At 71.4% G+C, this 23,361-nt stretch carries 19 protein-coding genes; 10 read left to right on the plus strand and 9 right to left on the minus strand.

The window, feature by feature from the left end; all coding sequences use genetic code 11:
- On the minus strand, window positions 1-1,188 hold the full coding sequence (gene pdhA, locus CU044_RS35715) for a pyruvate dehydrogenase (acetyl-transferring) E1 component subunit alpha (protein ID WP_129772912.1): 1,188 nt from the start codon (window positions 1,186-1,188) through the stop codon (window positions 1-3).
- Between the two features lie 325 nt (window positions 1,189-1,513).
- Between pdhA (CU044_RS35715) and CU044_RS35720 the strand changes: the two genes are divergently transcribed.
- The 3 genes from CU044_RS35720 to CU044_RS35730 all read left to right on the plus strand — a co-directional run bounded on the left by CU044_RS35720 (window position 1,514) and on the right by CU044_RS35730 (window position 4,014).
- A complete protein-coding gene (locus CU044_RS35720) occupies window positions 1,514-2,170 on the plus strand; it encodes a response regulator transcription factor (RefSeq protein ID WP_129772913.1) in 657 nt (218 codons plus the stop codon).
- Window positions 2,171-2,373: 203 nt separating this feature from the next.
- Window positions 2,374-2,790: a pyridoxamine 5'-phosphate oxidase family protein gene (locus CU044_RS35725; RefSeq protein WP_129772914.1), complete on the plus strand. Its 417-nt coding sequence runs from the start codon at window positions 2,374-2,376 to the stop codon at window positions 2,788-2,790.
- Between the two features lie 204 nt (window positions 2,791-2,994).
- Entirely contained in the window at window positions 2,995-4,014 is a 1,020-nt protein-coding gene (locus CU044_RS35730) for a phosphotransferase (RefSeq protein WP_240046039.1), read from the plus strand.
- 89 nt (window positions 4,015-4,103) lie between these two features.
- Here the strand turns inward: CU044_RS35730 and CU044_RS35735 are convergent, their stop codons facing one another.
- Complete coding sequence (locus CU044_RS35735) at window positions 4,104-5,756, minus strand: protein kinase (protein WP_129772916.1); 1,653 nt, start codon at window positions 5,754-5,756, stop codon at window positions 4,104-4,106.
- Window positions 5,757-6,093: 337 nt separating this feature from the next.
- On the opposite strand from CU044_RS35735, the gene CU044_RS35740 reads away from it, so the two are divergent.
- From CU044_RS35740 to CU044_RS35770, 6 genes are all read left to right on the plus strand, one after another.
- Complete coding sequence (locus CU044_RS35740; protein ID WP_129772917.1) at window positions 6,094-7,812, plus strand: Stk1 family PASTA domain-containing Ser/Thr kinase; 1,719 nt, start codon at window positions 6,094-6,096, stop codon at window positions 7,810-7,812.
- Window positions 7,813-8,077: 265 nt separating this feature from the next.
- The gene (locus CU044_RS38935) at window positions 8,078-8,692 is read left to right on the plus strand and encodes a hypothetical protein (protein WP_165372049.1); all 615 of its coding nucleotides are present in this window, start codon (window positions 8,078-8,080) and stop codon (window positions 8,690-8,692) included.
- 97 nt (window positions 8,693-8,789) lie between these two features.
- Window positions 8,790-9,497, plus strand: coding sequence for a PadR family transcriptional regulator (locus CU044_RS35755; protein ID WP_129772920.1), 708 nt, complete (start codon window positions 8,790-8,792; stop codon window positions 9,495-9,497).
- 291 nt (window positions 9,498-9,788) lie between these two features.
- On the plus strand, window positions 9,789-10,505 hold the full coding sequence (locus CU044_RS35760) for an ABC transporter ATP-binding protein (RefSeq protein WP_129772921.1): 717 nt from the start codon (window positions 9,789-9,791) through the stop codon (window positions 10,503-10,505).
- Entirely contained in the window at window positions 10,502-13,354 is a 2,853-nt protein-coding gene (locus CU044_RS35765) for an ABC transporter permease (RefSeq protein ID WP_129772922.1), read from the plus strand. Before CU044_RS35760 ends, CU044_RS35765 begins: the two co-directional genes overlap by 4 nt.
- A 121-nt stretch (window positions 13,355-13,475) precedes the next feature.
- Window positions 13,476-14,018: a bacterial proteasome activator family protein gene (locus CU044_RS35770; protein WP_129772923.1), complete on the plus strand. Its 543-nt coding sequence runs from the start codon at window positions 13,476-13,478 to the stop codon at window positions 14,016-14,018.
- Window positions 14,019-14,256: 238 nt separating this feature from the next.
- Here the strand turns inward: CU044_RS35770 and CU044_RS35775 are convergent, their stop codons facing one another.
- The 7 genes from CU044_RS35775 to pdhA (CU044_RS35805) form a co-directional block, all read right to left on the minus strand.
- Window positions 14,257-15,246 (minus strand): NAD(P)H-quinone oxidoreductase, encoded by a 990-nt coding sequence (locus tag CU044_RS35775; RefSeq protein WP_129772924.1) that lies wholly within the window; start codon window positions 15,244-15,246, stop codon window positions 14,257-14,259.
- A 45-nt stretch (window positions 15,247-15,291) separates the two neighbouring features.
- Entirely contained in the window at window positions 15,292-16,347 is a 1,056-nt protein-coding gene (locus CU044_RS35780) for a potassium channel family protein (RefSeq protein ID WP_129772981.1), read from the minus strand.
- Window positions 16,348-16,367: 20 nt separating this feature from the next.
- Window positions 16,368-17,981 carry a molybdopterin molybdotransferase MoeA gene (locus CU044_RS35785; RefSeq protein ID WP_129772925.1) on the minus strand — a complete coding sequence of 538 codons (1,614 nt, stop codon included), beginning with the start codon at window positions 17,979-17,981 and terminating at the stop codon, window positions 16,368-16,370.
- Window positions 17,978-18,853 (minus strand): NTP transferase domain-containing protein, encoded by an 876-nt coding sequence (locus CU044_RS35790; RefSeq protein WP_129772926.1) that lies wholly within the window; start codon window positions 18,851-18,853, stop codon window positions 17,978-17,980. Before CU044_RS35790 ends, CU044_RS35785 begins: the two co-directional genes overlap by 4 nt.
- A 69-nt stretch (window positions 18,854-18,922) precedes the next feature.
- Window positions 18,923-20,377, minus strand: coding sequence for a dihydrolipoamide acetyltransferase family protein (locus CU044_RS35795; RefSeq protein ID WP_129772927.1), 1,455 nt, complete (start codon window positions 20,375-20,377; stop codon window positions 18,923-18,925).
- Window positions 20,377-21,381, minus strand: a complete 1,005-nt coding sequence (locus tag CU044_RS35800; RefSeq protein WP_129772928.1) for an alpha-ketoacid dehydrogenase subunit beta — start codon at window positions 21,379-21,381, stop codon at window positions 20,377-20,379. The genes CU044_RS35795 and CU044_RS35800 overlap by 1 nt, the downstream gene beginning before the upstream one ends.
- Complete coding sequence (gene pdhA / locus CU044_RS35805) at window positions 21,378-22,592, minus strand: pyruvate dehydrogenase (acetyl-transferring) E1 component subunit alpha (RefSeq protein WP_129772929.1); 1,215 nt, start codon at window positions 22,590-22,592, stop codon at window positions 21,378-21,380. Before pdhA (CU044_RS35805) ends, CU044_RS35800 begins: the two co-directional genes overlap by 4 nt.
- Before the next feature lie 152 nt (window positions 22,593-22,744).
- Between pdhA (CU044_RS35805) and CU044_RS35810 the strand changes: the two genes are divergently transcribed.
- On the plus strand, window positions 22,745-23,320 hold the full coding sequence (locus CU044_RS35810; protein WP_240046036.1) for an Lrp/AsnC family transcriptional regulator: 576 nt from the start codon (window positions 22,745-22,747) through the stop codon (window positions 23,318-23,320).
- Window positions 23,321-23,361: the final 41 nt, after the last annotated feature.

The following is a 23,361-nucleotide window of genomic DNA, read 5'->3' on the forward strand; positions in this document are numbered from 1 at the left end:
CTACTTGCCCTCCCCGGCGGAACCGCTCTGGGTGTCCTCGAACGATGCCTGGTACGCGGCGAACTGTGCGCGCTCCTCGTCGACGAGCGCGTGCCCGTCGGCGTAGACATGGTCGAAGATCGCCATGGGGTCCGGGTCGGGCATGGCCCGTACTACCTCTCGTACCCGCTTTCCGAGCGTCTCGCTCTCCTCGTCCAGAGCCGTGAAGAACGCCTCGTCGGCATGGCCCTCCCGCTCCAGGTAGCGGCGCAGCCGCAGGATCGGGTCCTTGGCCTCCCAGGCCTCCCGCTCCTCGTCCGCGCGGTACTTGGTCGGGTCGTCGGAGGTGGTGTGGGCACCCATCCGGTACGTGAAGGCCTCGACCAGCATGGGGCCCTCGCCCCGGCGGGCCCGCTCCAGCGCGGAGCGGGTCACGGCGAGACAGGCCAGTACGTCGTTGCCGTCGACCCGGACGCCCGGGAAGCCGTAGCCCTGTGCGCGCTGGTAGAGCGGCACCCGGGTCTGCTTCTCGGTCGGCTCGGAGATCGCCCACTGGTTGTTCTGGCAGAAGAAGACCACCGGCGCGTTGTAGACCGCGGCGAAGGTGAACGACTCGGCGACATCACCCTGGCTGGAGGCGCCGTCCCCGAAGTAGGCCATCACGGCCATGTCCGCGCCGTCCTTGGCGACGCCCATGGCGTAGCCGGTGGCGTGCAGCGTCTGGGAGCCGATGACGATGGTGTAGAGGTGGAAGTTGTTGCTGCTGGGGTCCCAGCCTCCGTGGTTCACACCGCGGAACATGCCCAGCAGATTCGTCGGGTCGACGCCGCGGCACCAGGCCACGCCGTGCTCGCGGTAGGTCGGGAAGACATAGTCCTCGTCGCGCAGCGCGCGGCCCGAGCCGATCTGCGCGGCCTCCTGGCCCAGCAGTGAGGCCCACAGCCCCAGCTCGCCCTGGCGCTGGAGCGCCGTGGCCTCGCCGTCGAAGCGGCGGGTCAGGACCATGTCCCGGTACAGCCCGCGCAGCTCCTCCGAGGTCAGGTCGATCCGGTAGTCCGGGTGCTCGACCCGCTCGCCCTCGGGGCTGAGCAGTTGTACGAGCTGCGGCTCAGAACTCGAACTCTGTGGCTGCGACGTACTCTTGGCGCTTGCGCGCTTGGTGCCGCTGCTGCGTCGCGGTTTGCGAGCGGCAGTGCTCTCCACGGTCACGTGCGTGCTCCTCCGTCTGTCCGGCCCCCGGGATCCGCCGGGAACCAGTGCGGCTCGCCTGTTTCCGTCGCGCGCACGGGGGTGGGTGCGACCCGACTGGAACAGACGTGACAGGTGCCCCGGCGAGCGCACTGTCATAGGCACGTTACCCAGTGGGTGGCACTCCTGCGAAACCCCATCTGACCTGCAATTTTGCTTGGATTTCCAAGTAAATTGACAAAATCTCTAACAACCACTGGTCACAGCCCTGCGGGCCGCCGGAACAACGGCACGTTATCCCGCTGATCCACGGCAGGGAAGGGGTGAATGTGTGAGACTGGATTCTGTGTACAAGGACGGAAAAATTACTGTATTTCTTGTTGATGACCATGAAGTCGTCCGCAGGGGTGTCTTTGAGCTTTTGTCCGTCGAGAATGACATCGAGGTCGTGGGAGAAGCGGGTACGGCGGCCGACGCGACGGCCAGGATCCCAGCGGCCCGGCCCGATGTGGCGGTACTGGATGTCCGGCTGCCGGACGGCAGCGGCGTGGAGGTCTGCCGGGAGATCCGCTCGCGGGACGAGTCGATCAAGTGCCTGATGCTCACCTCGTTCGCCGACGACGAGGCGCTGTTCGACGCGATCATGGCCGGGGCCTCGGGCTATGTGCTCAAGGCCATCCGCGGCAATGAGCTGCTGACGGCGGTACGGGACGTGGCGGCGGGGCGGTCGCTGCTCGACCCGGAGGCGACGGCGCGGGTGCTGGAGCGGCTGCGTACGGGCAACAGCCCGAAGGACGACAAGCTGGCCGGCCTCACCGACCAGGAGCGCAGGATCCTGAATCTGATCGGCGAGGGCATGACCAACCGCGCGATCGGCGAGGAGCTGCATCTCGCCGAGAAGACGATCAAGAACTACGTCTCCAGCCTGCTCTCCAAGCTGGGGATGGAGCGCCGGTCGCAGGCCGCCGCCTATGTGGCCCGGCTCCAGGCGGAGAAGCCCTGACCGGGACGTTTCCGGACCGCCGGGAGGCCATGAACCGGGAAGTCCCGACCTTTTGGGAGCCCCGGATCACCCGGAGGCCCCCGGACCGGGCGGACGCGGCCGTGTGTACCGCGTCGGGCCCCGTCCTAATCGGGACCTACGTCCCGCGCATACAGGGCCGCCTCCTCTGTTGGGGAGGCCCTCGGTCACGGACAGTGGACGATATGTCCACCGAGGAACTCCGAGCCATCGATCTGCTCAGCCGGGTGCCGTACGGGCGAGTGGCGACGAGTATGCGCGCGATGCCGTTCGTGGCGCCCGCCCGCCATGTCGTGGCCTGCGGATCCGTCCTGCTGCGCATGCACGCGGGCCTCGGCTACCACCGGGCGTGCGGCGGCGGCGTGGTGGCGTACGGCGCGGACAACTTCAGCAGCGACGAGGCGGACCGGTGGTCGGTGGAGTTCACCGGGACCGCCGAGATCATCGAGCCGACGGCCCCCGAGGTGGAAATGTTCGGCACGGGCCCCCGCCGCGTGGACGGTGAACCCTTCGATCCGGTGTATATGCGGCTTACACCCCAGTTCGTTACCGTACATACGCTCGACTATTCCATGGAGCGACGAAGCCAACACGTTGCGTGATCTAACATCTGACAAGTGCCGCGCTCATATGAAATCGCCGCACCTGCTGCGACCGCCGTGATCTCCCTTCCCGTGCCTGCCGCCGCTCGTGCACCTCGTTCCGTGCTTGCCCCCGTACATCCCTCCGCACCACCACACCCGTCCGCACCACCGCACCCCTCCGCCCCGCTCCACCCGTCAGCCCCGCCTCACCCCTCGGCCCCACTGCACTCCACGCTCCCGCTCCACGCCCCCGCGCCGCCCGTCCGTACGCTCCTGCGCCGCTACCGGAACGCGGGCGAGCCGCTCTCCTGCGAACCCGTCGCCCAAGGGCTTCTCAACCGCGGCTACCGCCTCCGCACCACCCGGGGCGCCTACTTCCTCAAGCACCACCTGGACGGCGACCGCGACACCATCGCCCGCCAGCACCGCGCCACCCAACGGCTCCAGACGCTCGGCGTGCCCGTCGCGCCGCCCGTCGAGAACGCCGACGGCGACACCGTCGCGGTCATCGGCGGCCACTGCTACGCCCTGCACCCGTGGATCGATGGACGCCATCGCGACGGCTCGCAGCTGTCCGCCCGCGGATCGGGCCACCTCGGCGCGCTCCTCGGACTCGTGCACACCCGCCTGGAGCGGGTGATGGAGCCCGAGCCGCCGGCGCTCGCGTACGACAGCCCCGACCCCGCCGACACCTTCGACCTCATCGACGAGCTGCTCTCCCTGGCCCGCGGCCGTACCCGCAGGGACGTCTTCGACGCACTGGCCGAACACCGCCTCATGGAACGCCGGGACCTGCTGGAACGCCACGCCCACCGCAGACCGCCCGCCGGCGCGGAATCGGCCACGGGCTGGGTGCACGGCGACTTCCACCCGCTGAATCTGCTCTACCGGGGCGACGATCCGGTCGCGATCATCGACTGGGACCGGCTCGGCGTACAGCCGCGCGCCGAGGAGGCGGTACGGGCAGCGGCGATCTTCTTCGTCCGGCCGACGGGTGAGCTGGAGCTGACGAAGGTACGGGCGTACGCGCGCGCCTACCGCCGGGCGGCCGGCGCCCGCGCCTCCGAACTGGCCGCGGCCGTGCACCGGGTGTGGTGGGAGCGGCTCAACGACTTCTGGATACTGCGCTGGCGCTACCAGCTGGACGACCGAAGGGCCGACCCGCTGTTCGCAGCGGTGTCGGCCCTCGCGGTGTGGTGGACGCGGGAGTACGAGGCGGTGCGCGAGGCCTTCGCCGGCTGATCCCGGCTCAGGGAGGGCGCGCGGGCCGCGAGGAGCGGCGCGCGGCCCGTCCCCACGCGGCCCGTCCCCGTCCGCGCGCGGCCCTCCGGTCAGGGAGTGGTGCCTCCGGCGCCGGGATCGCCGTTCGCGCCGTTCCCGCCGGGGGCGCCGTTGTTGCCCGTCGTCGTGCCCACGGTGGCGCCCCCGTCGGACGTACCGCCGTCCGAGGTGCCCCCGTCCGACGTACCGCCGTCCGACGTGCCTCCGTCCGACGTACCGCCGTCGGAGGTGCCTCCGTCCGACGTGCCCGTGCTCGACCCGCCGGTGCCGGAGCCCGTCGAACCCGTCTCCGGAGGAGGCGGCGGACTCTCACTCGACTCGTCGGACTCGCTCGGCGTCTCCGACGGAGACTCTTCCGGCGTGTAGCTCGGCAGGTGGTTGCCTCCCGTGGAGGTGTCCGGCTCCGTGGTGTCCTCGTCCTGGGAGTCCGAGGGCGAGGGCGAGTCGCTCGGTGTCGACTCGCTCGTGGTGCTCGACGGCTTGTTCTCCGTCTTGTCGCTGCCGCCGTTCGTGTCGCCGATGCCCTGGAGCGCGTAGGCCACCCCCGCCACGATCGCGATCACCGCGAGCGCGACGAAGATCCACATCTTGCCTCGGCCGCCGCCGCCCTGGTGCCCGCCGTCGTACCCGCCGTCGTCCGGGTTCCTCGGCGGCAGGATCGGGCCCTGTGAGGTGTCACCGTGCGGCGGGTGCCCCATCGCGGTCGTCGCGGCCATGCCCATCGCCGGGGTGTTCCCGCCCATGTGCGGCTCGACCGCCCCGGTGTTCCAGGTACCCGTATGGCTGCCGTGCTGCTGGAGCATCTGCATGCCGTACTGGATCAGCCCGCGCATCTCCTCGGCACTCTGGAACCGGTCGTCCGGCTCCTTCGCGAGCGAACGCATGACCAGGCCGTCCAGCTCCGGCGGCGCCACGTCCGAGACCTCGGACGGCGGGACCGGGATGTCCTGGACATGCTGGTAGACGACCGAGAGCGGGGTCTCACCGGTGAACGGGGGCCGCAGGGCGAGCAGTTCGTAGAGCAGACAGCCCGTGGCGTACAGGTCGCTGCGGTGGTCGACGGCCTTGCCCAGCGCCTGCTCGGGAGAGAGATACTGCGGCGTGCCCATGACCATGCCGGTCTGGGTCATCGTCGACTGCGCGCCGTGCAGGGCACGCGCGATACCGAAGTCCATCACCTTCACCGCGCCGGCGTCCGTGATGATCACGTTCGCGGGCTTGATGTCCCGGTGCACGATGCCGTGCTGGTGCGAGTAGGCGAGCGCCTCCAGCACCCCGGAGACGATGATCAGCGCCTGCTCGGGCGGCGGAGCCTCCGCGCTGACCAGCAGATCACGGATGGTGCGGCCCTCGACCAGCTCCATCACGATGTACGGCACGGTCTGGCCGTTGACGGTGTCCTCGCCCGAGTCGTACACCGCCACCACCGCATGGTGGTTCAGCCCGGCGACCGACTGCGCCTCGCGGGTGAAGCGGGCCTTGGAGACCGGGTCCTCGGCGAGATCCGCCCGGAGCAGCTTGACGGCGACGATGCGTCCCAGCCGTACATCCTCGGCCGCGAACACCTCGGCCATGCCGCCGCGCCCCAGGCGGTGGGTCATGCGGTAGCGGCCGTCGCCGACCATCCCGCCGACCAATCCGTTGTCGCCCCAGGAGTCCGCCGCATCCGACACTCCGCCGCCTGCTTCGGGTTCGGGTGCCATCAGTCCTCGCCGTCGTTTCTGTCCGCGGAAGCGCACGCGCGCGCGAGGCGCCCCGCGGTATGTCTGTGTGTCTCAGAGGGTCTGTGTGTCTCAGAGGGTGTCTCAGGGGTGGCTATGCCACATCACGCTACAGCCTCCGTGTGACACGCCGGTCCAGGATGGACCGGTCATGAAACCCGCTCACGCGGTACCCATGCAAATTCCATGCTTTTCCTGTAACGCTTCCGAGACGCTTGTTGTGCGTACGGTCACGGAACGGGCACCCGGCTTGACGTGTCAGTGCCCTCGGGCAGACTTGGCGCGTATTCGCGTCAGCGCGCCGAGGGGGAAGCAAGTCATGAGCCAGGACGGCGCACAGGGCCGCTATGCGGGCGGTTCGGTCGCGGGGGGCCGGTACCAGCTCCGGGACCTGCTCGGCGAAGGCGGTATGGCGTCCGTCTACCTGGCGTACGACGTGGCGCTCGACCGTCAGGTCGCGATCAAGACACTCCACACGGAGCTGGGGCGCGAGCAGTCCTTCCGCGAGCGCTTCCGCCGCGAGGCCCAGGCCGTCGCCAAGCTGTCGCACACCAATATCGTCTCCGTCTTCGACACGGGCGAGGACACGCTTCACGAGAGCGGCTCCGCAGCGGGGTCCGGCGCGCTCATGCCGTACATCGTCATGGAGTACGTCGAGGGGCAGCCGCTCGGCTCCGTGCTCCAGGCGGACATCGCCCAGTACGGGGCGATGCCGGCCGACAAGGCGCTGAAGGTGACGGCCGATGTGCTGGCCGCGCTGGAGACCAGCCACGAGATGGGGCTGGTCCACCGGGACATCAAGCCCGGCAACGTGATGATGACCAAGCGCGGCATCGTCAAGGTCATGGACTTCGGCATCGCGCGCGCCATGCAGTCGGGTGTGACGTCGATGACACAGACCGGCATGGTCGTCGGTACGCCGCAGTACCTGTCGCCCGAGCAGGCGCTCGGGCGCGGTGTCGACGCGCGCTCCGACCTCTACTCGGTCGGCATCATGCTCTTCCAACTGCTGACGGGCAGGCTGCCGTTCGACGCGGACTCGCCGCTGGCGATCGCATACGCGCATGTGCAGGAGGAGCCGGTCGCTCCGTCCAGCATCAACCGCTCGATCACCCCCGCGATCGACGCGCTGGTCGGACGGGCACTGAAGAAGAACCCGAACGAGCGCTTCCCGAGCGCGGAGGCCATGCGCGACGAATGCGCGCGGGTGATGCCCGGCGGGCAGGTGGGCGCGCCGGTGATCGTGCAGGGCATGCCGCGGAACAGCGGTGCGGGCGTGGGCTCGGCGGTCTTCCCGCCGCTGGACCAGTCGGTGCAGGCGCCGCCGAGCGCGCAGGGCGTGCAGACGCCGTACCAGCCGGGTCCCTACGGGCCTCCGACGCCGAACGCGAACCCGATGCGGACGTCGGCGCCGGCGCACACGCCGGGGCCCGGCGCCGGGCCCGGCTACGGCTATCCGCAGACGCCGCCACCGGCGTACCAGGCCCCGTCGCCGGTTCCGCAGCAGTACACGATGTCGCCCCAGCACCAGACGACGGCCGGTTCCGGCCATGGCGCGCACGGCGGGGGGCACGGCGGAGGCGGCCGGCCGGGCGGCCGGCGGAACATGCCGGTCGTCGTGGGCGCGATCGCGGTCGCGGCCCTTGCGGTCGCCGGGCTGATCACGGTGCTCTCGATGAACCAGGACTCGCCCGGCGGCACGAACGCGGATCCGGGCGCCGGCGACTCCGCCGCACCGGTCGCGGGCCACCGGGACCCGGAGCGGAACCGGACCATCGACGCGACGAAGTGCTCGGATGCCTCGGAGGACGGCCTCGACCCGACCAAGGTGACCGTCCCGGATCTGCGCTACAAGGACGTCCTCTCGGTCAAGGACTGCCTCCGCGCCGCGGGGTGGACCTGGTCGGAGCCGAAGAAGCAGAACGACGGCACGCAGGCCGAGGACATCGTGATCGGCCAGTACCCGCGGCCGGGCGCCGCCGTGCTGCCCAAGGAGCAGGAGTTCGAGCTGACGATCTCCACGGGGGATCCGGAGTAAGTCGGTCCGGGGCCGGATCTGTCGGCCCGGCCGGCCCGGAGCCGGGCTGCCGTGCCCTCGGCGTCGTACGTCCGTCGCACTTCCGATCAGCGCGTACGTCCGTCGTACCTTCTGGTCGGCGCGCACTTCCGTCGTACTTCGGAGCGGCGCGTAGTACTCACGACGGACCGGCCGTCCGCCGGAACGCGCACCCCTCACCGCACGTATCCCCCACCCATGGAACGTCCGGGATGCCGGACTTGTCGCCCCATGTGACGCTGGATCGGTGACTCCAAGGTTCCGCACCTCTTGCGCGATCGCGGTCGCATCCCTGTTGCTGGCCGCACCCGGCGCGTACGCCGAGGAGTCCGCACCACCCCCGCCGCGCACGTCCGCGGCCCCCGAACCCGCGGTCTCCTCGCTGGCCGGGCGTCTCGCCGGGGAGGGGAAGACGCGGCCGGGCAGACCGCCGGAGCCGGATTCCGAGGACGCGTCGCCCGAGGACGTGGGTCCGAGCGCGAGCGCGGAGAGCGCGGCACCCGTACGGCCCGGCCGGCCGTCCTCCCCGGCGAAGCCGCCCGCCCCTTCCCGTAAGCCGTCGTCCCCTTCCGCGTCCGCGAAACCGTCCGACTCCGCCCCCGCGCGTACGGACGAGGAGGCGGCGGACGAGTGGAGTGCGGCCGACGAGCCGGGGGAAGCCCCGAGGCCGCCGGAGGAGCGGGCGGGTTCGGGCGAGCCGACGGCATCCGCGTCCGCGCCGTCCAGCGCCGCCCGCAGGCCGGACGCGACGGCCCTCGACAGGTCGGCTCCCCGGCCGGTTCCCGTACTGACCCTGGGCGCCGGAATCACGCTGCTCGGCCTGGGGCTCGGCTTCCTCGGGCTGCGGCTCCGACGGCGCTGAGACTCCCCGCCTCGCCGAGGGTCCTCCTTATGGCGTACTTATGACGTCCGCCTCAGGTCGCTTGCGGGCCGCGACTTACTCGGTATACATACTGAGTATGTCCATTCGCCACGGGCTTCTCGCCCTCCTCGAACGCGGTCCGCGTTACGGCTCCCAGCTCCGTACGGAGTTCGAGTCGCGCACCGGTTCCACCTGGCCGCTCAACGTCGGCCAGGTCTATACGACCCTGAGCCGGCTGGAGCGCGACGGCATGGTCACGCAGGAGGGCGAGGACGAGGCGGGTCACACGCTCTACGTGATCACGGAGACCGGCCGCGCGGAGCTGCGGTCCTGGTTCCGTACGCCCGTCGACCGCGCCAGCCCGCCACGCGACGAACTGGCGATCAAACTCGCCATGGCGGTCGGGGCTCCGGGTGTCGACATCCGGGAGGTCATCCAGGCGCAGCGGCACCACACCATCCAGGCGATGCAGGACTACACGCGGCTGAAGGCGCAGGCTCTGGAAGCCGTTCCGACCGACCGGGACGAGGTGGCGTGGCTCCTCGTCCTGGAACAGCTCATCTTCCAGACCGAGGCGGAGGCCCGCTGGCTCGACCACTGCGAAGTCCGGCTGATCCGGCTCGCGATGATGCCGGGGCGCGGCGGCAAGCAGCCGGAGACGCCGCCGGGCGATCCGGCCGCCGGATCCACGCCCGGATCCACGCCCGGGGCCACCAGCCGGTCCACGCCCGCTTCCGCTGCCGCTTCCACACCCACGGCGGCGCCCGCCTCCTCCGCACCGTCCGCCGGCTCGACGGCCGACTGACCGCGCCGGAGCCGCGGACACCACTGTCCGCGGCTCCGGCCGCCGCCCGAACCGCCCGGCCGGAGCCCGCGGGGTCTCTGGGGCGACCGCACCGCCTCCCGCGCCATCTCACTCGTCACACCGAACCGCTCGTACGTCCGCGTACGCCCAAAGGGGGGAACCCTCATGGCTCGCAAATCACATCAGCCACACCAGTCACAGTCACCACAACCGTCACAGCCGTCACACCCGACGTCACAGCAGCATCAGGCGCCATCGCATCAGTCACAGCAGCGCTCGTCGCAGCGGCCCGTGCTCCAGCTCCAGGAGCTGACCCGCGTCCACGGCAGCGGCGCCACCGAGGTGCACGCGCTGCGCGGTATCAACCTCGATGTATTCCCCGGCGAACTCGTCGCCGTCATGGGCCCGTCGGGCTCCGGCAAGTCCACGCTGCTCACCATCGCGGGCGGCCTCGACAACCCCACCTCGGGCCGCGTGATCGTCGAGGACACCGACATCACCACCGTCGACCGCAAGAAGCTGGCGGCCCTGCGCCGTCGCAGCATCGGCTACGTCTTCCAGGACTACAACCTGATCCCCGCGCTCACCGCCGCGGAGAACATCGCGCTGCCCCGCGAGCTCGACGGCGTTTCCGCGCGCAAGGGCCGCGTCGAGGCCCTGGCCGCGCTCCGGGAGATGGGCCTGGAGGAGCTCGCCGACCGGTTCCCCGACGAGATGTCCGGTGGCCAGCAGCAGCGCGTGGCGATCGCCCGCGCCCTCGTCGGTGACCGGCGTCTGGTCCTCGCGGACGAGCCGACCGGCGCCCTGGACTCCGAGACCGGCGAGTCCGTGCTCGCGCTGCTGCGCACGCGCTGTGACGCCGGCGCGGCCGGCATCCTGGTCACCCACGAGCCGCGCTTCGCGGCCTGGGCCGACCGCGTGATCTTCCTGCGGGACGGCGCGGTCGTCGACCAGACGCTGCGCAGCCAGGCGGACTCGCTGCTGACGGGCCAGGCGGCCGAGCTGTGAAGACCTGGTTCCACTCCTGGCGCGCCGCGATACGGATAGCCCGCCGCGACGCCTGGCGCTTCAAGGGACGCAGCTTCCTCGTCCTCTCCATGATCGCGCTGCCCATCCTCGGCGTGAGCGCCGCGGATCTGACGCTGCGCAGCTCGGACCTCTCGGCGACGGAACGCCTGGACCGCGACCTCGGCCGGGCCGACGCGCGGATCTCCGACCCCTTGCTGGCCGGTGAGCCCCTCCTACAGAGCCCGACGGGCGAGCAGTACGCACCGGTCGGCGACTTCGAGGACAAGCCGTGGCCCGACGGTCCCACGGACATCAAGAAGGCCATCCCGGCGGGCTCCACCGTCCTGGAGGACACGGTCGGATCCGGCAAACTCCGCACCACGCACGGGCTGCTGCACACCGAGATCCGGGAGATCAAGGCGTCGGACCCGATGGCCCGGGGCATCATGCGCCTCCTCGACGGGCGCTTCCCGGAGAAGGGCGGCGAGGTCGCCGCGACCACGCACTTCCTGGAGACCAGCGGGCTTCGCGTGGGCTCGAAGCTGACCGCCCGGGGGCTCGACGCCGACTACCGGATCGTCGGCGCGTACGAACTCCCCAGCTCCCTCGACTCCGACCAGGTCACCGCCCTTCCCGGCGCGTTCCTGGCTCCGCTCGACAAGGCTCTGAAGGCCGACGATCTGCCCGGCACGTCCCCGACCACCACGCAACTGGTGCGCGTCTCGGGCGGTTTCACGTGGAACATGGTGCAGAAGGCCAACGCCAAGGGCGTCACGGTCACCTCACGCGACGTACAGCTGAACCCGCCCGCCGACTCGGACGTCCCGCTGTACCAGCAGGACGGCTGGGGAACGTACGAGCAGAGCGCGGCGTCCAAGACCTTCGAGATGGCCGCGGCCGGCACCATCGTCGGTCTCGCGATGCTGGAGATCTGTCTGCTGGCGGGGCCCGCCTTCGCGGTCGGCGCCCGGCGCTCGCGCCGTCAGCTCGGCCTGGTCGGGGCCAACGGCGGCGACCGGCGCCATATCCGGGCCATCGTGCTCGGTGGCGGTCTGGTGATCGGTGTCGTCGCGGCTGTCGTCGGTACGGTCCTCGGTATCGCCCTCACCATCGCCCTGCGTCCCGTGCTGGAGGACTACCTCGGCCAGCGCTTCGGCGGCCTGGAGTTCCGGCCGCTGGAACTGATCGGTATCGCGGCGCTGGCCGTGCTCACCGGTCTGCTGGCGGCGATCGTCCCGGCCGTCACCGCGTCCCGTCAGACCGTGCTGGCCTCGCTCACCGGCCGCCGCGGGGTGCGCGGAAGCAGCAAGGTGCTGCCGGTCCTCGGGCTGATCGCGTTCGCGCTCGGTGCCGCGATCGCGCTGTACGGGTCGACGATGACCGACCAGTTCGCGGTCGTCGCGGGCGGCAGCGCCCTCGCCGAGCTGGGTGTGGTCGCGCTGACGCCGGCCCTGGTGGGTCTCTTCGGCCGGATCGGTCGCTGGATGCCGCTCTCACCGCGGCTGGCGCTGCGTGACGCCGTACGCAACCGGGGACGCACGGCCCCCGCCGTGGCCGCGGTGCTGGCCGCGGTCGCGGGCACGGTGGCGGTCTCGACGTACCAGGCGAGCAGCGATGCCGAGAGCCGGGCCGCGTATACACCGCAGCTGCCCCACGGCGCGGTCTCCGTGATGCTCAACGAGGGCGGCGGCCGGGATGTCCCGGCCGTGCGTACGGCCGTCCAGCAGAATCTGCCCACCGAGATTCGGGCCGACGTGGACCGGATCTCGGTCGGGAAGTCCAGTTGCTCGATGTGGGGCGGCGAGGACGGCTGCGGGCAGTACGAGGTCGTCGTACCGAAGGCCAACCAGTGCCCGCTGTGGGCGACGGCCAACGGTGGCGAGGACCCTGCGGAGAAGTACAGCAAGGCCGAGCGGCGCAAGCTCGTCAAGGACTGGCGCTGCAAGGAGAGCGACATCTACAGCTTCGTCAACGGCGGTGTGCTGATCGGTGACGCCAAGCTGCTGAAGGTCCTCGGGGTCAAGGACGCGGGCGCCGAGAAGGCGCTGGCGGACGGGCGGATCGTCTCCTTCGACAAGCGGAACATCGACACGAACGGCAAGATCGGCATCCGGCTGGTCACCGACACGGACGCGGCCGACGCGGCCAGGGAGAAGGGCGAGGAAGCACCGGGCGTCGTCACGTCGGTCGCCGCCCACCAGGTCGGGGACGCGCCCAACGTGTACGGCATCGCGATGATCATGACCCCGGCCACTGCGGAGGCGGCGGGTCTCAGCACCGTCCCGCTCGGTGCGTACTACTCGACCGGCGCCATGCCGAACAGCGCCCAGAAGCAGAAGCTGGACAGCGAGCTCGACAAGACCGGCAGCGATGTCACGCTCCACATCGAGAACGGGTACGAGAGCGAGAGCGACATCGTGCTGCTGGCGCTGACCGTCTTCGCGGGGCTGGTCACCATCGGCGCCGCCGGTATCGCCACCGGTCTCGCGCAGGCCGACGCCGAGGCCGACCTCAAGACACTCGCCGCGGTCGGCGCCCCGGCGCGGGTCCGCCGGACGCTCAGCGGGTTCCAGTGCGGGGTGGTGGCCGTGATGGGTGTACTGCTCGGCTCGGCGGCCGGGGTGCTCCCGGCGATCGGGCTGCGGCTGACCCAGCGACGCGGCGAGCTGGACTGGTACCACAAGGCGCTCGACGAGGGTCTCGGCGCCGTCACCGCTCCGCACGTACCGATCGTGATCCCGTGGGGGACGCTGGCCGCGCTGCTGGTCGCCGTGCCGCTGGGCGCCGCGATCCTGGCGGCGCTGGTCACCCGCTCGCACCGGGTGCTCGGCCGCCGGGCGGCGACGTAACCCCTGACCCCACGGGCCCGTCCAGGGGATCACCGCGCGACCGTGCCCCCGTACCAGGGTCATCCGCCTTCGTACGGGGGCACACCATGTGGTGACGCACATGTGCGAGACAATGGGCCGCATGGAGATGCCGAGGAACGAACGGTCGCAGGAGAGCCCCCACGTTCTTGTGGTGGGACAGGACGGGATGGCGCTCGGCGGCGGTGGAACCGACGACGGCGCGCGAGAGATCCCGGTGACGGAGATGGTCGAGCAGCCCGCGAAGGTCATGCGCATCGGCAGCATGATCAAGCAGCTTCTGGAGGAGGTGCGGGCGGCGCCTCTGGACGAGGCGAGCCGGGTACGGCTCAAGGAGATCCACGCGGGCTCCGTGAAGGAGTTGGAGGACGGGCTCGCCCCCGAACTCGTCGAGGAGTTGGAGAGGCTCTCGCTCCCCTTCACGGACGAGGCCATTCCCTCCGAGGCGGAACTGCGGATCGCGCAGGCCCAGCTGGTGGGCTGGCTGGAGGGCCTCTTCCACGGGATCCAGACGGCGCTGTTCGCGCAGCAGATGGCGGCCAGGGCCCAGCTGGAGCAGATGCGCCGCGCGCTGCCGCCGGGTTCGGTCCAGGAGGATGACGGGGATCAGGGCCACGGCACGATCGGCTCGGGCCCGTACCTGTAGATCTCCTGGATCTTTCGGATCGCTCCGACGACTCTGTCCGGGGCGGCTGACTCTGTCCGGCGCGGCCCGGCGCACCGAGTGGTGTGCCGGGCCGCGGACGTATCAGACACCGACGGTCGGACACTGACGATCGGACTCCGACGATCAGGTGTCGAAGGTCAGACGCCGAAGGTCGGACGCCGACTCAGGCGTCGGTGTATCGGGCGCCTGGGGGCGCCCGTCGGCCGGTGAGCCTGGTTCAGGCGCTCGCGGACGTGAGCAGCAGGATCTTGCCGACGTGCGTGCTCGCCTCCAGGGCGCGGTGCGCCTCGGCCGCCTCCGGCATGGGCAGTGTCCGGTCCACGATCGGGCGGACCCGGCCGTCGGCGATCAGCGGCCAGACATGCTCCCGTACGGCCGCGACGATCGCCGCCTTCTCGGCCAGCGGCCGGTGGCGCAGGGAGGTCGCCGTGATGGCGCCGCGCTTGCCGAGCAGGGCGCCCAGATTGAGTTCGGCCTTCACTCCGCCCTGGAGGCCGATCACCGCCAGCCGGCCGTTCACGGCCAGGGCCCGTACATTCCGTTCCAGGTATTTCGCGCCGACGATATCGAGAATGACATCCGCGCCCGCGCCGTCCGTGGCCTTGCGGATCTCCTCCACGAAGTCCTGCTCGCGGTAGTCGATCAGGATGTCCGCTCCCAGCTCGGCGCAGCGTGCCAGCTTCTCGGGGCCGCCCGCCGTGACCGCGACACGCGCGCCCACCGCCTTGGCCAGCTGGATCGCCATCGTGCCGATCCCGCTCCCCCCGCCGTGCAGGAGCACCGTCTCGCCCGGTCGCAGATGCGACACCATGAAGACGTTCGACCAGACGGTGCAGGTGACCTCGGGGAGCGCGGCGGCCGAGACCAGGTCCAGGCCGCTCGGTACGGGAAGCAGCTGTCCGGCCGGGACGGCGACCTTCTCGGCGTACCCCCCGCCCGCCAGCAGCGCGCATACCTCGTCGCCGACGGCCCACCCCGAAACCCCCGGGCCGAGTGCGGCGATCGTGCCCGCGCACTCCAGACCGGGGTACGGGGCCGAGCCGGCCGGGGGATCGTAGAAGCCCTGTCGTTGCAGCAGGTCCGCGCGGTTGACGGCGCTCGCCGCCACGTCGACGAGCACCTCGCCCTCGCCGGGGACGGGATCGGGCACCTCGGCCCATACAAGCGCCTCGGGGCCACCGGGTTCCGGAATCGTGATCGCATGCATGGCCGCGAGGCTACTCCGGCGGATGCGAAGCGGCGCCCGGTACGGTCAGTTCGCGTGGTCGGGCCCCGACGGGCTCTGCGCCCGGACAATGGTGATCAGACGGTCGGTCAGCTGGAGCGGGCTGGCGGCGGGGTCGTCGTAACCCATCAGCCGGTGGCCGCGCAGCACGCTCACCACGAGATCGTCCGTCTCCCGCACATTCCGGCCCACCTCGGCCTTTATGACGGGGCGTTCGATGATGTCGAGGCCGCTGCCCTGCTGGATCAGATCCTCCATCACCGTGCCCGCGCTCGGACTGAGCACGGACAGCCCCAGCAGCCGGCCGGCCGCGCTGGCGCTGGTGATGACGGCGTCGGCCCCGGACTGGCGCAGGAGCGGTGCGTTCTCCTCCTCGCGCACGGCGGCGACGATCTTCGCGGCCCGGTTGAGCTGACGTGCGGTCAGCGCCACCAGCACGGCCGTATCGTCGCGCTGGGTGGCGATGACTATCTGACGCGCCCGCTGCAATTCGGCACGGATCAGCACATCGCTCCGGGTCGCGTCGCCGACCACGCCCACGAACCCTTCCGCGTTGGCCGCGTCGATGACCTTGTTGGACGGATCGACGATGACGATCTGTTCCTTCTTGAGCCCCGTGGCACAGAGGGTCTGCATCGCCGAGCGGCCCTTGGTGCCGAAGCCGACGATGACGGTGTGGTCACGCAAGTTGGACCTCCAGCGGTTCAGCCGCCACTCCTCCCGGGTGCGCTCCGTGAGCACTTCGAGAGTGGTACCGACCAGGATGATCAGGAAAAGCACCCGCAACGGGGTCACCAGCAGCACATTGACCAGCCGCGCGCTGTCGCTGTACGGGACGATGTCGCCGTACCCCGTCGTCGAGAGCGTGACGGTCGCGTAGTAGACGGCGTCGAGGAAGTCGACCGAGTCATCCGCGTTGTCGTGGTAGCCGTTTCTGTCGATATAGACGAGAAACACCGTCAGAGCGAGGACGAACAGCGCCATCAACAGTCGCCTGGTGACCTGACGCAGGGGCTGTACGGCCGTACGGCGCGGAAGCTTGACCCGCGCCGCGACGAGATGTTCGTCGGCGTGCCTGGCCATCGCATCTTGGCCGGGAAGTTTCACGTGAAACACCCTCCATCGACCGATGCCGCCCACGGCAGGTCGAGAACTTCGAGTTCGTCACCTGGCCGCGCGCCGCCCGGCGGCACGACCGCGAGTCCATCCGCCGCGGCGATGCCGCGCAGCATGGCGGGACCGTTGAAGTGCAGCGGTACGAGCCCCTCGTCATGGTGCACGAACGGCACCAGGCGGGTGTCATGCGGGTGGCCGTGTACCGCGTCCCGCAGCGGTGCGCGGTACGGAGGACGGGGCGCCCGCCCCGCCAGCGTGCGCAGCAGGGGCTCGGCCAGCGTCAGCAGCCCGGAGACCGCGGCGAGCGGGTTGCCCGGCAGCCCGACCAGATGCCGCCCCGAGGGCAACCGGGCCAGCAGCATGGGATGCCCGGGGCGTACGGCGACCCCGTCGACCAGCAGCTCGGCGCCCGTCTTGTCGAGCACCGGGTGGACATGGTCGACGGGTCCGCCGGCCGTACCGCCCGTGGTGAGGACGAGATCCGCCGTGGACCGGGTGACCGCGCGGCGCAGCGCCTCGGCGTCATCGCGGATCCGGCGGGTGGCGATGACATCGGCGCCGAGCGTCCGGAGCCAGGGCGCGAGCATGGGGCCCAGCGCGTCGCGGATCAGCCCGTCGTGGGGCAGCCCCTCGGTGAGCAGTTCGTCGCCGAGGACCAGCACCTCCACGCGCGGGCGCGGGAAGGTGAGCAGTTCGTCATAGCCGGCCGCCGCCGCGAGCCCGAGGACTGCGGGGGTCACCAGGGAGCCGGCGGGCAGCAGCCGGTCGCCGGCCCGGCACTCCTGGCCGCGCGGTCTGATGTCCTGTCCGGGGATCACCTCGCGGTCGGCGTGGAGATGGCCCCGGCTGTCCGTACGGGCATGCTCGCTGCGGATCACCGCGGTCGTGTCGGGCGGGATACGGGCGCCGGTGGCGATCCGTACGGCCGTACCGTCCGGGAGCGGAGCCACCGCACCATGACCGGCCAGGATGCCGAGGTCGTCGGCGTCCTGGAGGCCGGGGGTGCCGGAAACCTGGACGTCAGGGGTGTCGGCGCCCTGGACACCAGGAGTGTCGGCCGCCCGCGTTCCGGGGGCGTCGGCCGTCGCCCCGTCGCGCGAGGAATCCTTGACGGGCCGCACGGACCAGGGACCCGGGCCCGAGACCGCCCAGCCGTCCATGGCGGAGGTGTCGAAGGACGGCAGATCGGTGAGTGCGGTGAGCGGCTCGGCGAGCGCCCGGCCCAGCGCCCGGTCGAGGGGTACGGAGGCGGTGCGGGCGGCCGGGACCGACCCTGCCGCGCGGACCGAGAGCGCGCGGGCGGCCTCCCATGGCTCGGCGCGGTGCCGAGCGCTGGTGGCGGAAGCGGCGCCAGGGTCTTGTGTGGCGCCGTGGCCCGGTCCCGTGCCGTGGCCCGATGCGGCGCCACGGGCCCGGTCCTGTTCCTGGCCCGAACCCTTGCCCTGGCTTTGGCCCTGTTCATGGCTGTGCCCATGGCTGTGACACGGATTGTGCGCCGGGGCGGTGACCAGGTCCGGCGCCGGGCCCGCACACGGTGGCTCTTTGCCGACGAGGGCCAGGGCGTCGTCGAACCCGTCGCCCTCGCGGTCCTGGGCCGTCATCCGGCGTCGGCCCCCTTGGCGCCTGGTCCGTCGGTGCCCTCCGTCTCCTCCGCCCAGCGCAGGGCGAGCGCCACGGCCTTGCGGGCGGCTTCGGCGACCGCCTCGGGACCGTCTCCGCCCGCCTTGGCCGCCGCGTAGCCGACCAGGAAGGTCGTCAGCGGCGCGGCAGGCCGGGCGACGCCGTGCGCGGCGTCACGGGCGAGGTCGAGAAGTACACGGGTGTCGACATCCAGCTCGATGCCGAGTTCGTCCTTGACTGCGGTGATCCATTCGTCCAGCACGGTCCCATGCTCTCTGATCCTGGCCCGCGCTGTGGAGATGTCTTCCCAGGTGTCGCAGTCGAAGGAGGCGAACGGATCGGCGTCGACCCGGGCGAGGTCGAGTTCCTGCACCAGCAGGCGGAGCGGCAGGCCGGGCAGACTGCCGTACTCGGTGGCGAGAAGGGCCAGTTCACGGCGGAGCGGTTCGGCGCGGTAGGCGGCGACGAGCGGCTGGTCGCGGCCGTCGGCGTCGGTGAGCAGCGCCCCCTCCCGGCCAGTTCTGCCCAGCGTCTCGATGAGGCGGCGCACCGTCGGCTCCCCCAGGAACGGCAGGTCCGCGGAGAGTACGAGCACGGTGTCCGCCTCGGCACACCGCACCCCCGCGTCGAGCGCGGCGACCGGCCCGCCGCCCGGCGGATCCTCGCGCGCCCAGCGCACCGGCCGTACCGTGGGCCGCCTGCTGCCCACGACCACGGTGCGGGCGGCCCCTTCGCAGGCCGCCAGCACCCGGTCGAGCAGCGATCGGCCCCCGACGCGTACTCCAGGCTTGTCGGCGCCGCCGAGCCTCTTGGCGGCACCTCCGGCGAGCACGATGGCGTCATACGCGGTCATGGCTGAAGTATGGGCCGCGACCGCCCGGCCGCAGCACCCGCGGTGGCCTGTTTCCGGGCGACCGTCTCCCTACAGCGTGCGCAGCAGCACCGCCGGCTGTTCGACGCAGTCCGCCACGTAGCGCAGGAAACCGCCCGCCGTGCCGCCGTCGCAGACGCGGTGGTCGAAGGTGAGCGACAGCTGGACGACCTGACGCACGGCCAGCTCACCCTCGTGCACCCACGGCTTGGGCACGATCCGGCCGATCCCGAGCATCGCCGCCTCGGGGTAATTGATGATCGGCGTCGAGCCGTCGACCCCGAACACCCCGTAGTTGTTGAGGGTGAACGTCCCGCCGGTCAGCTCGCCCGGCGTGAGCGTGCCCGACCTGCCCGCCTCCGTCAGCCGCGCGAACTCGGCGCTCAGCGACTCCGCCGAGCGGGCGTGCGCGTCCCGTACGACGGGGACGACCAGGCCACGGTCGGTCTGCGCGGCGAACCCGAGATGCACCTCCGGCAGGCGCACGATCTCCCGGGCGGCCGGGTCCACGGTGGAGTTCAGCTCGGGGTGGCGGGCGAGGGCCGCCGTGCAGATCCTGGCGAACACGGCGAGCAGCGAGATCTTGGCCCCTCCGGCCGCGTTCATCGCCCTGCGAGCGGCCAGCAGTTCCGTGGCGTCCGCGTCGACCCAGCAGGTCGCGTCCGGGATCTCGTGACGGCTGCGGGTGAGCTTGTCCGCGACCGCGCCGCGTACGCCACGCAGAGGCACCCTGGTGACGCCGGGCCGCGCGGACGGGGAGGCCGCCGCCGGAGCCGGTGCCGGGGACGGAGCAGGAGCCGGAGCCATGGCAGGAGCCGGGGCGCTGACGGCGGCCCGTGCCTGTGTGGCGCCCTGGTGGATCGCCTGCTCGACATCGCACCGCAGGATCAGCCCGTCCCTCCCCGTGCCCGTCAGGTCCCGCAGATCGAGACCGTGCTCACGGGCCAGCCTGCGTACCAGCGGGGAGACGACCGGGACCGGCCCGGCCGCACCGTTCACCGGTTCACGAATGAGGGCGGGGGCGGCGGGGGACGCGCTCAACGGCGCCCGGCGGACCCGGCGTCTGCGCGCCGCGGGAGCGCCCGTGCCGTAGCCGACCAGTACGTTGCCCGACGCCTCGTCGGAGGCCGAAGCCGATGCGCGGGCAGGCGTCGGGCCCGGGGCCGGAGCGGCGGCCGGGGCGGGCGCGGCGGCCTGTGGCGTGGCCGCCGTCGTCACCGTCGGGGCGGAGGCCGGTCCCGACGCGTCGGCAGGTTCCGACGCGCCCACCGCCACTGTCAGCAGCGGCGCCCCGACGGGCAGCTCCGTGCCCTCTTCGCCATAGCGCGCCGTCACCACACCCCCGTAGGGGCAGGGCACCTCCACCATCGCCTTGGCCGTCTCTACCTCGACCACCGGCTGATCGACGGCGACGACATCCCCCACCGACACCAGCCAGCGGACGATCTCCGCCTCGGTCAGCCCTTCCCCGAGGTCCGGCAGTTTGAATTCCAGCACCTGGGCCATCAGCTCTCCGTCTCCCACTGGAGTCGCGCGACCGCGTCCAGCACCCGGTCCACTCCCGGAAGATGGTGCCTCTCCAGCATGGGCGGCGGATAGGGAATGTCGAATCCGGCCACGCGCAGCACCGGCGCCTCCAGATGGTGGAAGCAGCGTTCGGTGACCCGCGCGGCGATCTCCCCGCCCGGTCCGCCGAATCCGGTGGACTCATGGACGACGACCGCGCGCCCCGTGCGCCGCACGGACGCCGCGACCGTCTCGTCGTCGAACGGCACCAGCGAGCGCAGATCGACGACCTCCAGGTCCCAGCCCTCGGCGCGGGCGGCCTCCGCCGCCTCCAGACAGACCGGCACGGAAGGACCGTAGGTGATCAGCGTGGCGCTGGTGCCCCGGCGCCGGACGGCGGCCCGCCCGATCGGAGCGACCTCGGCCGGCTCGTCCGGCGACCACGGGGCCTTCGACCAGTAGAGCCGCTTCGGCTCCAGGAAGATCACCGGATCGTCGGAGGCGATCGCGGCCCGCAGCAGCCCGTACGCGTCGTCGACCGTCGCGGGCGTGACGACGTGGAGGCCGGGCGTCGCCATGTAGTACGCCTCCGAGGAGTCGCTGTGGTGCTCGACCCCGCCGATCCCGCCGCCGTACGGCACCCGCACGGTGATCGGCAGCGGCATCGCGCCCCGCGTGCGGTTCCGCATCTTCGCCACATGGCTGATCAGCTGCTCGAACGACGGATAGGCGAAGGCGTCGAACTGCATCTCCACGACGGGCCGCAGGCCGTACATCGCCATCCCGACGGCCGCCCCCAGAATGCCGGCCTCGGCGAGCGGGGTGTCCGTACAGCGGTCGTCACCGAACTCGGCCGCGAGCCCGTCGGTGATCCGGAAGACTCCGCCGAGCGTGCCGACGTCCTCACCGAGGACATGGACGGAGGGGTCCTCGGCCATCGCGTCGCGCAACGCGCGCCGCAGGGCCTGCGCCATGGTGGCTGGCTTCACCGCGACGGTGGTCATCGCGCCTCACCGGGTCCTTCCGCGCGTCCTGCGCCGTGTCCTTCGCCGGGGCCTTCCTCCGTGCCTTCCCCTGCCGAGGCGTCCAGCTCAGCACGGAGTTGGGCCGCCTGCTCACGCAGCTGGGCGGTCTGGTCCGCGTAGACATGCGCGAAGAGGTCCATGGGGTCGAGCACCGGCTCGGCGTTCATCCGGTCGCGCAGCCGCGCGGCCATCGTCTCGGCGGCGTCCGCGGCCTTCCTGATGCCGTCCTCGTCGAGCACCCCGCGCGCGGTCAGCTCGCGTTCGAGCAGCCGGACCGGGTCGTGCGCGCGCCAGATCTCGACCTCGTCGCCCGCCCGGTAGCGCGTGGCGTCGTCGGCGTTCGTATGGGCGTCCATGCGGTACGTCACGGCCTCGACCAGCGTCGGTCCCCCGCCGCGCCCGGCGCGCGCCAGGGCCTCGCCGAGGACGGTGTGCACAGCGACCACATCGTTGCCGTCGACCAGCCGTCCCGGCATGCCGTACCCGACGGCCTTGTGGGCCAGGGAGGGCGCCGCGCTCTGCTTGGCGAGCGGCACCGAGATCGCGAAGCCGTTGTTCTGGACGAGGAAGACGACCGGGACCTGCCACACGGCGGCGAAGTTCAGCGCCTCGTGGAAGTCCCCCTCGCTGGTGCCGCCGTCGCCCACGAGGGCGAGCGCGACCACGTCGTCCCCCTTGAGCCGGGCCGCGTGCGCCAGGCCGACGGCGTGCGGCAGCTGGGTGGCCAGCGGTGTCGACAGCGGGGCGATCCGGTGCTCGTGCGGGTCGTAGCCGGTGTGCCAGTCGCCACGCAGCAGCGTCAGCGCCTGTACGGGATCGAGCCCGCGCGCCACGGCCGCGAGGGTGTCGCGGTAGCTGGGGAAGAGCCAGTCCTGCTCCCGGAGGACCAGCGCGGCGGCGATCTGGCAGGCCTCCTGGCCGGTGCTCGACGGATAGACGGCGAGCCTGCCCTGCTTGGTCAGGGCCGTGGCCTGCGTGTTGTACCTGCGCCCGCGGACCAGCTCGGTGTAGAGCCGCAGCAGCAGGGCGGGGTCGGCCCCGGCCGCGGCGTCCGTACCCAGCACGCGGTACGGCTCCGGGTCGGGCAGCAGCGGCGCGGGGTCGGTACGCGGCCGCCACGCCGGGGGCGGGTGCGGCAGGTGGCCCGCGGCACCGGGCAGTTCCTGGACCGACGTACTGCTTTTCTTCACGCGTGCACCTCCTCGTGGGAGTGGGCGAACGGGTGCCAAAATGTGGCACGCCTCACCTACCGATTGTTCGGTCGACAGGGCATTTTGGCTACACGCGGCTCCAGCCTGTGGACAAACGGTTCTCCACAGCTTGGGATGGACGCAGCCCGTCCATGGCGCGGAGGCGAGGAGACAGGAGAGCTGAACAAATGGCCGACGGCACGGACCACGAGATCGACGGGGTGGGGGTCGGGCCCGGCGCCGAAAGAGGCGGCGGCGGTACGGAGCCCCTGCTTCCGGCGCGCCCGCTGGATGCCATCGACCAGGACATTCTGCGCATCCTGCGAGCGGACGGCCGCGCCTCGATACGGTCGGTGGCCGAGCGCGTCCATGTCTCGCGCGCCAACGCCTACGCCCGGATCAACCGGCTGATCGACGACGGCGTGATCCGCGGGTTCAGTGCCAGCGTCAACCATGAACGCGCGGGCCAGGGCTCCTCCGCGTACATCACCCTGAAGATCGTGCAGAACTCCTGGCGCACGGTGCGCGAACAGCTCCAGGAGCTGCCGGGGGCCACCCATATCGCACTGGTCAGCGGTGACTTCGACGTACTGCTGCTGGTGCACGCCCCGGACAACCGCTCCCTGCGGGAGCTGGTCCTGACCAGGCTCCAGTCCATCCCCGAGGTGCTCTCGACCCGCACGCTGCTGGTGTTCGAGGAGACGGACCTGAACGGTCCCCTCCCGTAGAAACGGCCCCTGTTCATGGTCAACGGCCCCCTCTTCAAAGA

This window comes from Streptomyces sp. L-9-10, assembly GCF_004151105.1.
Classification (GTDB): domain Bacteria; phylum Actinomycetota; class Actinomycetes; order Streptomycetales; family Streptomycetaceae; genus Streptomyces.

Excerpts from the sequence above, each read along its gene's own strand:
- CU044_RS35725 (WP_129772914.1), top strand. The coding sequence starts at position 2,374 with ATGTCCACCGAGGAACTCCGAGCCATCGATCTGCTCAGCCGGGTGCCG.
- CU044_RS35735 (WP_129772916.1), bottom strand. The coding sequence starts at position 5,756 with ATGGCACCCGAACCCGAAGCAGGCGGCGGAGTGTCGGATGCGGCGGAC.
- CU044_RS35740 (WP_129772917.1), top strand. The coding sequence starts at position 6,094 with ATGAGCCAGGACGGCGCACAGGGCCGCTATGCGGGCGGTTCGGTCGCG.
- CU044_RS35755 (WP_129772920.1), top strand. The coding sequence starts at position 8,790 with ATGTCCATTCGCCACGGGCTTCTCGCCCTCCTCGAACGCGGTCCGCGT.
- CU044_RS35770 (WP_129772923.1), top strand. The coding sequence starts at position 13,476 with ATGGAGATGCCGAGGAACGAACGGTCGCAGGAGAGCCCCCACGTTCTT.
- CU044_RS35775 (WP_129772924.1), bottom strand. The coding sequence starts at position 15,246 with ATGCATGCGATCACGATTCCGGAACCCGGTGGCCCCGAGGCGCTTGTA.
- CU044_RS35780 (WP_129772981.1), bottom strand. The coding sequence starts at position 16,347 with ATGGCCAGGCACGCCGACGAACATCTCGTCGCGGCGCGGGTCAAGCTT.
- CU044_RS35785 (WP_129772925.1), bottom strand. The coding sequence starts at position 17,981 with ATGACGGCCCAGGACCGCGAGGGCGACGGGTTCGACGACGCCCTGGCC.
- CU044_RS35790 (WP_129772926.1), bottom strand. The coding sequence starts at position 18,853 with ATGACCGCGTATGACGCCATCGTGCTCGCCGGAGGTGCCGCCAAGAGG.
- CU044_RS35795 (WP_129772927.1), bottom strand. The coding sequence starts at position 20,377 with ATGGCCCAGGTGCTGGAATTCAAACTGCCGGACCTCGGGGAAGGGCTG.
- CU044_RS35800 (WP_129772928.1), bottom strand. The coding sequence starts at position 21,381 with ATGACCACCGTCGCGGTGAAGCCAGCCACCATGGCGCAGGCCCTGCGG.
- CU044_RS35810 (WP_240046036.1), top strand. The coding sequence starts at position 22,745 with ATGGCGCGGAGGCGAGGAGACAGGAGAGCTGAACAAATGGCCGACGGC.